General features: G+C 72.5%; 12 protein-coding genes and 1 pseudogene. 10 read left to right on the top strand and 3 right to left on the bottom strand.

Annotated features, from left to right (window positions below; translation table 11 throughout):
* Positions 1 to 228 precede the first annotated feature (228 nt).
* Positions 229 to 1356: an acyltransferase family protein gene (locus tag FYW99_RS16330; protein WP_150252889.1), complete on the top strand. Its 1128-nt coding sequence runs from the start codon at positions 229 to 231 to the stop codon at positions 1354 to 1356.
* Between the two features lie 42 nt (positions 1357 to 1398).
* On the opposite strand, the gene FYW99_RS16325 is transcribed toward FYW99_RS16330, so the two are convergent.
* Positions 1399 to 2349, bottom strand: a complete 951-nt coding sequence (locus FYW99_RS16325; RefSeq protein WP_150252888.1) for a CDP-alcohol phosphatidyltransferase family protein — start codon at positions 2347 to 2349, stop codon at positions 1399 to 1401.
* A gap of 225 nt (positions 2350 to 2574) precedes the next feature.
* Between FYW99_RS16325 and FYW99_RS16320 the strand changes: the two genes are divergently transcribed.
* Positions 2575 to 4014, top strand: a complete 1440-nt coding sequence (locus FYW99_RS16320; RefSeq protein WP_150252887.1) for a GuaB1 family IMP dehydrogenase-related protein — start codon at positions 2575 to 2577, stop codon at positions 4012 to 4014.
* Positions 4015 to 4213: 199 nt separating this feature from the next.
* Here the strand turns inward: FYW99_RS16320 and FYW99_RS16315 are convergent, their stop codons facing one another.
* Positions 4214 to 4990, bottom strand: coding sequence for an endonuclease V (locus tag FYW99_RS16315; RefSeq protein WP_150252886.1), 777 nt, complete (start codon positions 4988 to 4990; stop codon positions 4214 to 4216).
* A 200-nt stretch (positions 4991 to 5190) separates the two neighbouring features.
* On the opposite strand from FYW99_RS16315, the gene FYW99_RS16310 reads away from it, so the two are divergent.
* The 4 genes and pseudogenes from FYW99_RS16310 to FYW99_RS16295 all read left to right on the top strand — a co-directional run bounded on the left by FYW99_RS16310 (position 5191) and on the right by FYW99_RS16295 (position 9282).
* Positions 5191 to 6060, top strand: a complete 870-nt coding sequence (locus tag FYW99_RS16310; protein WP_150252885.1) for an ATP-binding cassette domain-containing protein — start codon at positions 5191 to 5193, stop codon at positions 6058 to 6060.
* Positions 6047 to 8155 (top strand): YhgE/Pip domain-containing protein, encoded by a 2109-nt coding sequence (locus tag FYW99_RS16305; protein ID WP_190394682.1) that lies wholly within the window; start codon positions 6047 to 6049, stop codon positions 8153 to 8155. Before FYW99_RS16310 ends, FYW99_RS16305 begins: the two co-directional genes overlap by 14 nt.
* 50 nt (positions 8156 to 8205) lie before the next feature.
* Positions 8206 to 8870: pseudogene (locus tag FYW99_RS16300) on the top strand (TetR/AcrR family transcriptional regulator).
* 16 nt (positions 8871 to 8886) lie between these two features.
* Entirely contained in the window at positions 8887 to 9282 is a 396-nt protein-coding gene (locus tag FYW99_RS16295; RefSeq protein ID WP_150252884.1) for a DUF3592 domain-containing protein, read from the top strand.
* Between the two features lie 174 nt (positions 9283 to 9456).
* Here FYW99_RS16295 and FYW99_RS16290 read toward each other — a convergent pair whose 3' ends face one another.
* Positions 9457 to 10560: an antibiotic resistance protein VanZ gene (locus FYW99_RS16290; protein WP_150252883.1), complete on the bottom strand. Its 1104-nt coding sequence runs from the start codon at positions 10558 to 10560 to the stop codon at positions 9457 to 9459.
* A gap of 478 nt (positions 10561 to 11038) precedes the next feature.
* Here FYW99_RS16290 and FYW99_RS16285 point away from each other — a divergent pair, with 478 nt between their 5' ends.
* The 4 genes from FYW99_RS16285 to FYW99_RS16270 are packed head-to-tail and all read left to right on the top strand — an operon-like array spanning position 11039 to position 15138.
* A complete protein-coding gene (locus FYW99_RS16285; protein WP_150252882.1) occupies positions 11039 to 13666 on the top strand; it encodes a sensor histidine kinase in 2628 nt (875 codons plus the stop codon).
* A gap of 2 nt (positions 13667 to 13668) precedes the next feature.
* Positions 13669 to 14124, top strand: a complete 456-nt coding sequence (locus FYW99_RS16280; RefSeq protein WP_150252881.1) for a roadblock/LC7 domain-containing protein — start codon at positions 13669 to 13671, stop codon at positions 14122 to 14124.
* 8 nt (positions 14125 to 14132) lie between these two features.
* Entirely contained in the window at positions 14133 to 14576 is a 444-nt protein-coding gene (locus FYW99_RS16275; RefSeq protein WP_150252880.1) for a DUF742 domain-containing protein, read from the top strand.
* Complete coding sequence (locus FYW99_RS16270) at positions 14557 to 15138, top strand: GTP-binding protein (RefSeq protein ID WP_150252879.1); 582 nt, start codon at positions 14557 to 14559, stop codon at positions 15136 to 15138. The genes FYW99_RS16275 and FYW99_RS16270 overlap by 20 nt, the downstream gene beginning before the upstream one ends.
* The last annotated feature ends 87 nt before the right edge of the window (positions 15139 to 15225 follow it).

The raw sequence follows: 15225 nt of genomic DNA, 5'->3' as shown, positions 1-15225 counted from the left end.
CTTTCCACCGATCTCCGAAGAACCGCTGGCATACTTTGCTACATCACAGTAAGGTAACGCAGCACATGTTCGTTCATCCGACCTTACGGTGTCCCCCTCGCGCCCCACGCGGCACCGCGCCACCCGCGTTCCGGCCCCACGGTCGGCCCACGGGCCGCGTGCACGGCCGGTAGAGAGCACACACGTCCCAGAAGCAGATGATCTCGGAGTCCACTCGTGGCCTCATCCATGACCAGTCCGGCATCCCAGCGCCAGGAACCGGGGCACGGCGCGGTCGCCCCCACCACGGCAGCCCCGGGTCCAGGCCGTGACGCCCGTCTGGACAATGCCAAGTTCGTGCTGATCGCCCTGGTCGTCGTCGGCCACGCGATCGGCTCACTCGACTACGGGCCAGCCAGCACGCTGTACTACTGGATCTACTTCTTCCACATGCCCGCGTTCATCATGATCAGCGGGTACCTGTCACGGTCCTTCGACGCCTCGTCGAAGCGCGTGGAGAAGCTGGTCCTGTCCCTGCTGGTCCCCTACCTGGTCTTCTGGACCATCCACCAGTCCATCTACGCCGTGGAGCGCGGCGGCCTGCCCGACTCCATGTCGGTGCTCCAGCCCACCTACGCCCTGTGGTTCCTGGTCGCCCTGTTCCTGTGGCGCCTGAGCGTGCCCATCTGGAAGCGGCTGCGCTGGCCCGTACTCATCGCCGTGGCCATCTCGGTGTTCGGCGCCACGGCCAGCCTCGGCGGCACGCTCTCACTGGGCCGCGTCGTGAGCTTCCTCCCGTTTTTCGTCCTCGGTCTCTGCCTGCGGCGCGAGCACTTCGCCTACCTGGACAGGCTCTGGGTGCGGATCGCTTCCGTCCTGGTTCTGGGCGTGACGGCGGTACTGGCCGTGCCCATCTCCGAACACATGAGCCGCTCCTGGCTCTTCTGGAGCAGCAGCCTCACCGACCGGGACATCGACCCGATCCTGCCCAGCCTGGGTCTCCGGATGGGATTCATGGTCCTCGCGTTGGTGATGACCTTCGCGGTCCTGGCCCTGACGCCCAAGCAGCGCACCTGGTTCACGCCCCTGGGTTCGTACACCCTGTACGTGTACCTGGGGCACTCGGTGGTCATCGTCCTTTTCCAGGCGCTGCCCTGGTACGGTCACCTGTCCGGTGTCACGGAGATGACCGTCGTGATCCTCGTGGCCCTGGGCGTAACCCTGCTGCTGTGCACCCCGTGGGTGCGCGCGGGCATGCGCTGGGCGGTGGAACCGCAGCTGACGTGGTTCCTGCGCGAGGACTCCGCGCTGCGCGCGCCGAGCGGCGCCGGGAACGGCGACGGTGGCGCGCGCGAGAAGGAGAAGACCGGGGTCTGACCCGGATCCCCCGTGAGGGGTGGCGACGGACACGGGAGGGGCTCAGCTCCCGCCGGTCGTGTTCGGGGCCGCGGCGGCGCCGGGGACGGCACCCGAGGCCAGCAGCTGGCGGCGGCGCACCTCGAACCTGCTCGTGTCCTTCCACAGCCGCAGCACCAGGATCAGCTCGAAGAAGGCCAGCGCCAGGACGGAGAACACCGCGACCGGGATGATCAGGCTGTTCAGCGGGGTGAGGAGGGAGACCAGCGCGGTCGCCGGAGCCACCACGCACAGGAACATCTCGAACTCGATGCCGCTGAACAGGTGCGGGCGCACCCGGTGGCGCAGGAGCCGGTCGCGCACACGCGGGTAGAGGCCGGTCGGGGCGGGGGTGCCCGGCCGGGCGGGGGCCTCCCCCATGTCCTCGTCCTCGGGGTCGGCTTCGCGCTGGGCGGCGGCCAGCCGGTCGGTGTCACCGGTCAGCTCGGCGAGGGTCGCGTTCATGGTCCGGCGGGTCTTGGCGACCTGGGGGCCGTTGAGGTAGCGCAGCAGGTCGAAGAAGACCACCACCGGCGCCGCGATCAGGTAGACCTCGTGTCCGGTGAGCAGCCACTGGCCGATCAGCAGCGCCATCACGCAGCCGAAGAAGCGGATGCGGTCGAAGACGAAGTCCACCCAGCTGCCGAAGACGGTGCCGGTGCCCTTGAGCCGGGCGATCTTGCCGTCCATGCAGTCCAGCACGAAGCTGAGGTGGAAGAGCAGTCCGCCCGCCAGCAGCCAGGCCCAGTTGAGCTCCTCACCACCCGGCACGAGGACCGGGGCGACGAAGCACAGCATGGAGAGCAGGCCGAAGACCCCCGCTCCCAGCGTCAGCTGGTTGGGCGTGACGTTGGTGCGGTTCGCGGTCCAGACGACGAGGCGCCCGGCCAAAGGGTCCACCAGGAAGACCGTCCACCAGGCGTCCTTCGCCTTGTAGGTCTCTTCCTTGACTTGCGCGAAAGTGAAACGCGGCATGCGGGCTCTCCAGGAACGCCCACCCGGGCCCCGGCGCTCGACGACGCGCTGACAGGGGCGGGGAGAGGCTGTGTCGGCGGGGATCCGGGTCATCATGCCAGATGGGGGGTCGACCGACCTAATTCGTGACGGCATACTTGACCGGTAAGAGGGGGATCAACAGGCGGCCGCGCGCGGCATGCGGCGGATGGTCCACCCCCTTCGGTCTCGACCGAGGTAGAGGCATTGCGTTTTCTGAACGACCAGGCACCCCAGCAGGACCTGACCTACAGCGACGTGTTCATGGTCCCCAACCGGAGCTCCGTGGGCTCACGGCTCAGCGTGGACCTGTCGTCGCCGGACGGCACCGGCACCACGATCCCGCTGGTCGTGGCGAACATGACCGCGGTCGCCGGGCGCAGGATGGCCGAGACCGTCGCCAGGCGCGGCGGTGTCGCGGTCATCCCGCAGGACATCCCCTTCGAGGTGGTCTCCGACGTCGTCTCCTGGACCAAGAAGCGGCACCTGGTCTACGACACCGCCATCACGCTCAACCCGTCCAGCACCGTGGGCGAGGCGCTCAACCTGCTGCCCAAGCGCGCGCACAACGCCGTGATCGTGGTGGACGGGGACCGCAGGCCCGTCGGCGTGGTCACCGAGGCCGACTGCGTCGGCACGGACCGCTTCGCGCAGCTGCGCGACGTGATGTCCGCCGAGCTGATGACCATCCCGGCGGGTACCGAGCCGCGCGAGGCGTTCGGGATGCTGCACGACTTCCGCCACCGTCTGGCCCCGGTCGTGGACGGGGACGGCGCACTGGTGGGCGTGCTGACCCGCACGGGCGCGCTGCGCTCCACCCTGTACGCGCCCGCCGTGGACGCGGACGACCGCCTGCGCGTGGCCGCCGCCGTCGGCATCAACGGCGACGTGGCGGGCAAGGCCGCCGAGCTGCTGGAGGCCGGGGTGGACACCCTGGTCATCGACACCGCGCACGGCCACCAGGAGAAGATGCTGACCGCGGTCTCCAAGGTGCGCGCGCTGTCGCCGCGGGTGCCGATCGTGGCGGGCAACATCGTCACCGCCCAGGGCACGCGTGAGCTGATCGAGGCGGGCGCCGACATCGTCAAGGTCGGTGTGGGCCCGGGCGCGATGTGCACGACCCGCATGATGACCGCCGTGGGCCGCCCCCAGTTCTCCGCCGTGTTGGAGTGCGCCGAGGCCGCGCGCGAGCTGGGCGGGCACGTGTGGGCGGACGGCGGCGTGCGCCACCCGCGCGACGTGGCCCTCGCCCTGGCCGCGGGCGCGTCCAACGTGATGGTGGGCTCGTGGTTCGCGGGCACCTACGAGTCGCCGGGCGACGTCATGCGCGACGCCGAGGGCAGGCAGTACAAGGAGAGCTTCGGCATGGCGTCGGCCCGCGCGGTCCGGCTGCGCACCGCCGAGGACTCCCCGTTCGAGCGGGCCCGCAAGGCGCTGTTCGAGGAGGGCATCTCCACGGGCCGCATGTACCTGGACCGGGAGCGCCCGGGCGTGGAGGACCTGATCGACCAGATCGTGGCCGGTGTGCGCAGCTCGATGACCTACGCGGGCGCCTCCTCGCTGGCGGAGTTCCACGAGCGCGCCGTGGTGGGCGTGCAGAGCGCCGCCGGGTACAACGAGGGGCGCCCGGTTCCCACCAGCTGGTAGGGCTGTGTCTCTACGCCCTCGCAGGCTCGGCCGGGGCTCCGGGCGCCGGGAGCCAGGAGTTCTTCGTCCTCGCCCACGCCTGACGCTCGTTCCTCGCTAGCGGCTCGGCTCGTCCTGCACAACCCCGGCGCGCCCCTCGCGTCCCCACACCCTCGCAGGCTCGGCCGGGGCTCCGGGCGCCGGGAGCCCCTCGGCCGGGTCAGTCGGCCCGGCCCTCCTTCGCGGCGAGCACCGCCTTGCGGTGCTCGCCGCAGAGCTTGTCGGCGTGCCGGACCGGCTCGGGCACGCGGTACTTGGGTGAGAGCCGCAGCACCAGATCGGCCGCGCCGTCCAGGTCCACCCGGTGGCCGACGGACACGTAGACGGGCTTGACCCCCGCGCGGGTGCGCAGCACGCGCCCCAGGACCTCCTTGCCCTGGTCGGCCAGTGCGAAGGAGTCGGGGACCACCTCCGAGCGCCCGGCCACCATCGGCGTCCACGACCCCCGCTCCTCACCGGGCACGCTGTGCCTGCCGAACAGCACCGACTTGGCCGACCCCACCACCGGCAGGTCCAGGAGCACCCCCAGGTGGCAGGCGACCCCGAAGCGGCGGGGGTGCGCCAGGCCGAAGCCGTCGCACAGGTACACGTCCGGGGTCACCTTGAGCTGCCCCAGCGCCTCCAGGACCGGCGGGGACTCGCGGAACCCGAACAGCCCCGAGATGTAGGGGAAGGACGGTTCGGAGGAGATGGCGACGGACTCGACCACCTCCTGGGTCCGCACGTCCATGACCACGGCCGCCGCGGAGAGCGCCGTGTTGTCCGTGGCGTAGCTGACGTCCAGTCCGGCCACCAGTCGCACCGCGTCCACGTCCAGCGGCTCCACGCGGACCCGGTCGGCGAGCCTGCGCTGGAGCGCGACGGCCTCCTTGGGGTCGCGGGGCCAGTTCTCCGGGTCGTCCAGGACCCTCGCGACCCGCTCGGAGATCTCCGACATCCCGATCCTCCCGTTCGTTCGGTGGTACGCGTCCTCCATCCAATCCCATTACCCAGCCGGGCGCGGTGCCCGGGAACGGACGGAGGCGCTGTGCGACACTCCACAGCTCCCGGTACCCGGAGGAGGCGTATGGGCGCTGTACGGTGGTTTCCGCAGTTTTGCACTGACTGGTCAGTTCAAAAAACCGGAGGAGACGAGGGATGCGTCGGGCAACCGGAGCTCGTGTACAGGCCGAGGGCGTCGGGCTCGCCACCCGGGAGGGCCCCGTGTACACGGGGGTGGGGTTCACGGCCCGGCCGGGCACGCTCACCGTCTTCCGGGCCGATTCGGGGGGCGGGCGCAGCGCCCTGCTGCTCACCCTGACCGGCCGGATGCGCCCCTCGGAGGGGACGCTGCACGTGGACGGCCACGCCCTGCCCCGGCACGCGCGCCGGGTCCGCCGGATCAGCTCGCTCGGGCTGATGGACGAGGTCAACCCCCTGGACGAGCGGCTCCGGGTCCGCGAGCACCTGTCCGAGGGGCTGCTGCTGCGCATGCGCCCCGCCGCTCGGAGCCTGGCCGACGAGGCCATGGAGGCCGCGGGGCTGGGCGGGCTCGACCGCCGGTCGCTGGTGCGGGAGCTGTCCATGCTCGAACGGCGCCGCCTCGGGCTGGCCCTGGCCCTGCTGGCCGAACCCCGGCTGCTGGCCGTCGACGACGTCGACGGCGGCCTGGACCCCGGGCACCAGGCCGACCTGTGGCGCACCCTCAAGGAGCTGTCGGACGACGGGCTGACGGTGGTCGCCACCTGCGCCGACTCCGACGAGCTGGCCGGGGTCGCCGGACCGGACACCCAGGGGCCGATCCCGCTGCGCCAGGACACGGGGGACCCGTCCGCCTCCGGAACGGGCACCGGAACCGAAAGCGCGGGCGCCCCCGGCGGCACGGACGCTTCGGAGGACCGCGGCACCGGTGGCGCGACCGCCGTGGCTCCGGGGACCGGCGGGCGCCGCGGACGGCACCGCCGCCACGTCGGCCTGGACATCCTGTGCGGCGGCCGGGAGGAGGGCGGGGACCGTGGCCGGGCGTAGACGTTCGCGCCCGCTCGTGCGCCCCCTCGCGGTGCCCCGGCTCGGGCTGCTGACCGTACGCTCCTTCCTGCGCTCGCCGCTGCCCGCCGCGGCGCTGGCCGCGCTCCTGCTCATCCCCCTGCTCTACTCGGGGATGTACCTGTGGTCGTTCTGGGACCCCTTCGGCAGGATGGAGCGCCTGCCGGTCGCCCTCGTCAACGAGGACGAACCGGTCGAGGTCGGGGACCGCGAGGTCGACGCCGGGGGCGAGCTCACCGACACCCTCCTGGAGCGGGGGGACCTGGACTGGCACCCGGTGGACGCCCGGGAGGCCGCGCGCGGTGTCGCCGACGGCACCTACTACGTCTCCCTGACCATCCCCTCCGACTTCAGCGCCGACCTGACCTCGCCCTCCCGCGCCCGGGAGTCCCCCTCCCCCGCGACCCTGGAGGCGCACTACAACGACTCCAACAGCTTCATCGTCCGCCAGCTGGCCGGAAGCGCGTTCCGGGAGATCCAGGAGGCCGCCGCGGCGTCGGCGATCAACGGCTACCTGGACCAGATCTTCCTCGGTTTCAACGAGATCCACGACAGGACCGAGGAGGCCGCCGAGGGGGCCGACGAGCTCTCCGGCGGCGCGGACGAGGCCGAGGGGGGCTCCTCCGAACTGTCCGGAGGCGTCGGCGAGGCGCACGCGGGCGCCGGGGAGCTCAGCGGCGGCCTCGACCAGCTGTACGCCGGTTCGCAGGAGCTGGCCAGCGGTGCCGCGACCGCCTCCGAGGAGGTCTCGGCCCAGGTGGACAAGCTCGACGCGCTGGCCGACGAGTGGCTCCCCCGGCTGGAGGAGGACATCCCCTCCCTCCAGGAGCACGCCGCGACCGCCGCCGAGGTGACCGGAGCCCTGTCCGCGGCCCTGGAGGAGCTGCCGGAGGTCGACACCGCGGCCCTGGAGGAGGTGGACGGGCGCCTGGCGTCCTACCTGGAGGAGCACCCCGACCTGGAGACCGCGGACCCCGACCTGTACACCCTGCTGTGCGACCTCCAGGAGGCCGTCGACACCGCCCAGTCGGCGGCCGGGTTCGTCGAGGACAACCGCGACGCGATCACCGCGACCGCCGAGGACGCCGCGGCGCTGAGCGCGGAGGCCGCCGCGCTCTCGGAGGACCTGCCCGCCATGGCGGAGAGGGCGGAGGACGCCCGGGACCGGGCCGACGAACTCGACGAGGGCCTGGCCGAGCTGGCCGAGGGGTCCGCGGGGCTGCGCGACGGGCTGGCGGAGTCCGCCGACGGCGCGGGTGACCTCGACGAGGGGTTGGGCGAGCTCAGCAGTGGCGCCGACGAGCTGCACTCGGGGCTGGAGGAGCTGGCCTCGGGTTCCGACGAGCTCGCCGAGGGGCTCGACGAGGGCGTGGAGCAGGTCCCCACCTACTCCGAACAGGGGCGCGACGACGCGTCCTCGACGATGAGCCGTCCGGTACGGCTGGACAGCGCCGTCTCCAACGAGGCGCCCGACTACGGGACCGGGTTCACTCCGTTCTTCGTGCCGTTGTCGCTGTGGGTGGGCGCGATGGTGGTGTTCATGGTGCTGCCCGCGCTGTCCTCGCGGGCCCTGGCCTCCTCGGCCCCCTCCTGGCGGGTGGCGCTCGCCGGGCGGATCGCCCCGCTCGTGCTCGGCGTCGGCCAGGTGCTGGTCATGATGGTCGCCCTGCACCTGCTGCTGGGGCTGGAGGCGGGGAACTGGCCGCTGCTGATCGCGTTCCTGGTGCTGACCGCCGCCGCGTTCGCCGCGACGGTGCAGTACCTGAACGTGGCCTTCGGCGCGGCGGGGCGGGTGGTGGCTCTGGCGCTGCTGGTGCTCCAGCTGACCTCGGCGGGCGGGACGTACCCGATCGAGACCAGCCCGGCCTTCTTCCAGGCCGTGGGGCCGTTCCTGCCGCTGCACTGGGGCGTGACCGCGCTGCGCCACATGATCGGCGGCGGCGATCCGGACCTGGTCCGGGCCGCGTTCGGGGTGATGGCGCTGTGGCTGGTGGTGCCGCTGCTGCTCACGTGGTGGACCGTGGAACGCAAGCGCGTGTGGACGATGGGCGCGCTCCACCCGACGCTGAAGCTGTGACGTGCTCCGGGGCGGCGGACATGGCGCGACCTGTACGAGTATGGGCGAGAATGGACCGGATGAGTGCGAGCACGCCCGACCACCCCGTGAGCGGCCGCCGCGAGGCCACCCGGCGGCGCCTGTTCGAGGCCGCGGTCACGCTGATATCCGAGCAGGGGTACGGCGCCACGACCGTGGACGAGATCGCCGAGCGCGCCGGGGTGGCCAAGGGCACCGTCTACTACAACTTCGGCGGCAAGAGCGAGCTGTACGCGGCCCTGATGGAGTGGGGCGTGACCCGGCTGGCCGACACGCTCAAGGACGCGGTCCCCCTCCCGGGACCGGTACCGCCCCCCGCGAGGCGCTCGCCGCCGTGCTGCGCGCCGGAGTGGTGTTCATCGGCGAGCACGAGTCCCTGGCCCGCCTGCTCATGGCGGAGGCCTGGCGGACCAACCGGGCCTGGTACGCCACGGTCCTCCAGATCCGCACCGAGGCGATCGGGGTCATCACCGGCCTGTTGGACGACCTGGCCGCGGAGGGGGCGCTGCGACCGGACCTGGACACCGGCCTCGCGGGGTCCGCCCTGTTCGGCATGGTGGTGACAGTGGCCCTGGACTGGCGCACGCTCCAGCCCGGGCGCCCCGTCGAGGAGGTCCACACGGCGCTGGCCCGCATGGTCGGCGGCCTGGTCGGCCCCGCCGCCTCCCCCGACCGGACGAGCACTCCGGACACCTGAGAGGACGTACTTCGCGATGGCCACCCTCTACCCCCTGATCCCGCTCCTGGCCGGGGTGGTCATGCTCTGGGCGGTGACGCGTGACACGCGTCTGGAACTGCGGCTGCGCCGCCACGGGATGCGCGCCAAGGCACGCGTGATCGGCTACCACGAGACCTCCACGGCCTCCCGGATGATCGTGCAGTTCCGCACCGAGGACGGGCACGAGGTGCACGCCGAGCACGAGAACACCGGGTGGACGGCCTCCCGCGCCGGGGAGATCGTGACCGTCGCCTACGACCCCGACGCGCCCGAGCGGGCGCGGATCGTGTCCGCGCCCTGGTTGTCGCACTACGTGCGGGTGCTGTTCGGCGGCCTGGGCGCGGTCCTGGTGTTCACGGGGCTGCTGCTGGGCTACCTGGCCTGGCGCTGACCGCGTTGACCTGAGACCCGACCCGCACACCGTGATCTTGTACTTGTGGCGCGTCCCGACCGTCGAGCCCCGCCACAGGTACAAGATCATCCAGGCCGGGGCCCTCCGGCCACATAGGCGACGTTTCCGGCCGGTCCACCGGGCCGCAGGTGCTTCGGAACCCGCCTTCGCTTCTCACCCCCCGCTCCGCCCCGCGGCCACGGACTCCCCGCGCGGGGCGGAGTAGCGGACCATGCGTGAGGGCAGGGCCCCGTCCAGGGTGGCGCGGGTGCACACGCGCACGCCGCACAGCAGGTCGGCCACGCCCGCGCCGTCGGGCCGGACCAGAACGCTGCTGACGTGCACCGCGGCCACGGCGAGCGCGTACCAGGGCAGGCCCAGGGCGAGGAGGACGGCGACGGGTCCCTGGAGCAGGCAGGTGCGCGTCAGGACCCGCCAGCGGGCCGCCGGAGCCGGGTACCCGCGTTCGCGCAGCGCCAGCCGCACCGAGGCGGCCCCCGGGGTGGCGCGGTCGCGGCGCGTCAGCGCGGGGACCGCGGCCAGGACCGTGCCCAGGACCGTGCCCAGGCACAGCAGGGCGGCCGTACGCGTCCCGGTTCCCGGCTCCGTGGCGCCGAGCGCGTGCGCCAGGGCGGCGAGGGCCGCCGCGCCGAACCACCACAGGCCCAGGTCGAGCAGGGCTCCGGTGAGCCTGCGCACCGGCCCGGGCGCGGCGCGGTCCGCGACGGCCGCGGGCCAGCCCCGGGCGTACCCGGGCGGGAGCGCCCACCGGGCGAGCAGCCAGCCGAACAGGGTCGCGGCCGCGCCCCAGACCACGAGCCCGGGAGGAGCCTCGGCGTAGGCGCACGGGTACAGGCCCAGGAGGCCGGTGGCGCGGACGGCGACCACGGCCGCGGCCAGGGCCGTCCCCGTCAGCACGGTGACCGCGGCACCGCGGCGGAAACGGTGCCGGGCCAACAGGCCGACCGCCAGGAACAGGGCGAGTGGACCCGCCTCCTGCCCGGGCGCGGGAAGGACCCCCCGGCCGGAGCTGCCGTCGCCGAGGGGGTCCACGCACAGGCCGTCGACGGAGGCGGGCAGCGGCCAGACCGCGTACGCCGCCAGACCGACGGCGGTGGCCAGGGCGGCCGCGGTGCACAGGCCCGGCCAGCCGCGCGGACGGCCGTAGCGGCGGTACTGTAGGCCCAGGTAGAGCGCCGCCGCGCAGACCACCAGCAGCGGGACTCCCACGACCGCGACCTCCACGGCGACCGGTCCCCCGTCACGCGGCTGGCCCATACACATCCCCCGTCACGCGGCGCACTCTCTCCGGCACGCCACGCTAGTAGGCGCGGCGCCGGTGCGCGTGCCGAACACGGACATCGCGCGGCGGCGACCGGGTCCGGGGAGGGCGATGCCGGTCACCCGGAGCAGGACTTGCCATACTCTCCGCCATATGTGACCTTTGCCCTATTGTCACAATGCTTCACAGGAGGAAACACCCCTACCAGTCACCCGAGAAGTGGACATTCTCGCCTCCCATGGCAGACTGCCCCCACCACCCGATATTTCAGCGTTTCACCGGCGAGATACGATCCCCCACGCCGAAATGCCGCGTTTGTGGTTACCCTGCGGTACGTCCCGTGTCGAGAACCCCCGACGGACGCAGCCCGCGGGACACGAGACCGCGCACAGGCGGGCCGGGACGCGCCGCCTCCCCCGGCGGCCGCGGCCCCCCACCCCCAGAAGACCCCGGACGCGGATCGACAGGAGAACCGTGCAGGCAGTACCCAAGCGACGCGGTCGGAGCATCACCTCCCGCATCCGCGCAATGGTCATGATCCCCACCACCGCCCTGGTGGTGCTCTGGCTGGCCCTCACCGCGGCCCTCGCCGGAGACGCGGTCATCCAGATCCTCCGCGCCAACGCCACCGGCGAACTTGTCACCCCCGCCGCGGTCGGCCTCGTGGACGTGATGCAGGAGCGGTCGCACACGATCGCCCACATCGAGAACCCCGGGAACGCGGAGATCGAGGGCCAGCTGGCCGAGTCGCGCGAGAGCACCGACGCCTCCCTGGGCGCGGTCGTGGGTGAGCTCATCGGCTTCGCCGACATCGCCCCCGGCGAGAGCGGCCACCACATCGAGATGCTGCACATGCAGTACGGCGAGATCGACGAGATCCGCTCGGCGGTCGACGCGGGCGAGGCCTCCCGCGCCGACGTCCTGGACTACTACAACGAGCTGATCCTGCACGGCGCCGACAGCTTCGACAGCCAGGCACGCGAGGGCGACCTCGGGAACGCGGTCAGCTCCAGCTTCACCGCGACGTACATGTTCCGCACGGTCGACCTGTTCGCGCAGTCCGACGCCCGGGTCGCCCGCGCCTTCGCCACCGACGAGCTGACCCTGGAGGACCAGCGCCGGTTCACCGAGCTGGTCGGCTCCTACGAGAGCATGCTCGCGGCCAACGGCCACTACCTGGGGGGCGAGGGCCAGGAGGCCCGGTTGGAGAACCTGCTGGCGAGCCAGGAGTACGCCGACCTCCAGCGCATGCAGGACGAGATCATCGACCGCCAGGCGACCACCGAGACGGTCACCGACCCGGTGACCCTGGTGCCCAGCGAGGTCCAGGACCTGTCCATGCCGGTGGACTACGCCGCGTGGGACGAGTCCTACGACCACGTCCTGACCGAGCTCACCGCGATCGGCGCCGACGAGGCCCTGTACGCCGCGGACGTCACCCGCGCTCAGGCCAACCAGGCCGTGTTCCTCGCCGTGGCGGGCAGCCTCGGCGTCGGCGTCGTCACCGTGGCCGCCTTCCTGCTGGCCCGCCGCTCCTCGCGCACGCTCACCGAACGCCTGCTGCGTCTGCGCGAGGACTCCAACGACATGGCCGAGCACCGCCTGCCCGACCTCATGCGCCGCCTGCACGCGGGCGAGCAGGTGGACACCTGCACGGCCGTTCCCCAACTGGCCGCCGACGACGACGAGCTCGGCGACGTCGCCGGGGCGTTCAACACCGCGCAGCGCGCCGCCATCGACGCGGCGGTGCAGCAGGCGGAGCTGCGCCAGGGGGTCAACCGCGTGTTCCTCAACATCGCGCACCGCAGCCAGACGCTGGTCCACCGCCAGCTGCGGCTGCTGGACCGGATGGAGCGCGAGCAGGAGGACCCCGAGCAGCTGGCCCAGCTGTTCAAGCTCGACCACCTGGCCACCCGCTCCCGCCGCAACGCCGAGAACCTGCTCATCCTGGGCGGCGAGGCGCCGGGCCGCACCTGGCACCGCCCCATGCCGCTGATCGACGTGCTGCGCGGCGCCATCTCCGAGTCGGGCGACTACACCCGCGTCAAGCGGGAGCGGATCGCCCGCGTGCACCTCAACGGCCCGGCCGTGGCCGACGTCATCCACCTGGTCGCCGAACTGGTCGACAACGCCGCGATGTTCTCGCCGCCGCACACGCACGTGCGTCTGAGCAGCGAGGACGTGCCCAACGGCGTGACGGTCGAGATCGAGGACCGGGGCCTGGGCATGACCGAGAGCGAGTTCGCCTCGGCGAACGCGCTGCTGGCCAACCCGCCCGAGTTCGACGTGATGCGCCTGAACGAGAAGATGCGCCTGGGCCTGTTCGTGGTCTCGCACCTGGCCCACCGCCACGGGATCCGCGTGCACCTGCGCCCGTCGCCGTACGGGGGCGTGCAGGCCATCGTCCTGCTGCCGCACGAGCTGATCTCCGGCGACCGCTCCCCGCTGCCCTCCGACGAGAGCGGCGAGAACGCGTGGGACGTGCGCGAGATCCTCGACCGCACGCCCGGCGGCGAACTGTCGTCCGGCAGGCGCGTCAAGCCCGTGCTGACCTCGGTGTCCGCGCCGAAGGAGGAGGTTCCCGCCCGGGAGGACGAGGACTCCGCGGACTCCGCGGACTCCGCCGGGGACGAGGGGGACGAGGGGGACGAGGACGGCGCCGTGACCGCCGTGACCGCCGAGGCTCCGGTGGCCGGGGCCGCGCCGGAGGGCGGTACGGACCTCCTCGACGCGGACGGCGACCACCCCCCGCTGCCCACCCGGACGCCGCTGCCCACCCGGACCCCGACCGTCAGCGCGGTCCCCGACCCCGGCGCCCCCTCCGCGGCCGAACCACCCGCCATGGTCGAGGCGGGCGGGGGGAGGCCGCCGCTGCCCAAGCGGCGGCCCCAGGAGAACCTGGCTCCGCAGCTGGCCGCCGACCCCGTGGCCGACACCCGGAGCGGTCCCGCGACGGGCGGCGCGTCCTCCGCGAACGCGACCCCGGACGGCCAGGAGCGTCTGGCGCGCCTGCGCCGGAACATGTCCGCGTTCCAGAAGGGCACGGACCGCGGACGGCGCGAAGGCAAGCAGCAGACCAACGACACCGACAAGGACACGTAACCGTGACGAGTACTCCTGAAAGCGCCCAGCGTGACAGTGGAAGCGGCGCGGGCAAGAAGGACATCGACTGGCTGCTGGACGAGCTGCTCGACCGCGCGGTGGGATCCCGCCACGCGATCGTGCTCTCCGCCGACGGGCTGCTGATCGGCCGCTCCCGCGAGCTGGTCAAGGAGGACGCCGAGCACCTGTCCGCGGTGGCGTCCGCGTTCCAGAGCCTGGCCCGGGGCACCGGCCGCCACTTCGGCGGGGGCGAGGTGCTCCAGACCGTCGTGGAGATGGAGAACGCGTACCTGTTCGTCACCGGGGCCGGGCGCGGGGCGTGCCTGGCGGTGCTGGCCGAGGAGAGCGCCGACGTCGGCCTCATCGCCTACGAGATGAACGTGCTGGTCGAACAGGTGGGCCGTTATCTGGACGCCGCGCCCAGACGCGAGGGCGCTTCCGGGGAAGCCACGCGATAGGGGACGCCATGCAAGCGCACAACGAGCTGCCACCCGGGGAGGGGCCGCACGGCCTGCCCCAGAGGGACGCGGTCGGCGGGTACGACGAGGGCGCGGCGGCCGGGCAGCAGGACGCCGGACCGCTGGTACGGCCGTACGTGATCGCGCAGGGCCGCGACCACGCCGACACCGTGCAGCTGGACATGATCAGCGTCGTGATCGCGGCCAAGCGTGCCGAGGTCGACGAGATGGCGCTGGAGCCGGAGCAGATACGCATCCTGGAGCTGTGCCGACGGCCCCAGTCGGTCGCCGAGGTGTCCGCGCACCTGGACATCCCGGTGGCCGTCGTCAAGGTCCTGCTCAGCGACCTGCTCAACCGCGGCCTCGCGTTGGCCCGCGCCCCCTACACAGCGAAGAGCCCGGTGAGCCGGGACGTACTCCAGGCGGTTCTCGATGGCATCCAGCGACTCTGACGACACGCAGGCGCCCGTTCCGGCGGCGCTCAAGATCCTCGTGGCGGGGGGTTTCGGGGCCGGTAAGACCACGATGGTCGGATCGGTCAGCGAGATCGCGCCGCTGAGCACCGAGGAGGTGATGACCGAGGCCAGCTACGGGATCGACGACCTGTCGGGGGTGGAGGCCAAGACGACCACGACCGTGGCGCTGGACTTCGGCCGCATCACCATCAACGAGCACCTGGTGCTGTACCTGTTCGGCACCCCCGGCCAGGAGCGGTTCTGGTTCATGTGGGAGGAGCTGTCCGAGGGGGCGCTGGGGGCGGTGGTCATCGCCGACACCCGCCGCCTGGAGACGTGCTTCGCGGCGGTGGACTTCTTCGAGCGGCGCGGCGTGCCGTTCGTGGTGGCGGTGAACTGCTTCGAGGGCGCCCACCGGTACGAGCCCGAGGAGGTCCGCGACGCGCTGAGCCTGGACCCCGCGATCCCGGTCGTGCTGTGCGACGCGCGTGAGCGCGAGTCGGCCAAGAGGGTGCTGGTGACGCTGGTGAACCGGGTGGCCGAGCGGATGGCCGCCTAGGACGTGCTTCACGAAAGGGGCGGGGGCCTGTCCCCCGCCCTTCGTGTCGCCCGCCGGGGACGGACCCCTGCCCGCCGGGGACGAAGC

Origin of the sequence: Nocardiopsis deserti (assembly GCF_008638355.1) — a bacterium.
GTDB lineage: Bacteria > Actinomycetota > Actinomycetes > Streptosporangiales > Streptosporangiaceae > Nocardiopsis > Nocardiopsis alborubida.
The sequence above is the reverse complement of the archived record's forward strand: the minus strand, read 5'-3'. Positions and strand labels throughout refer to the sequence as shown.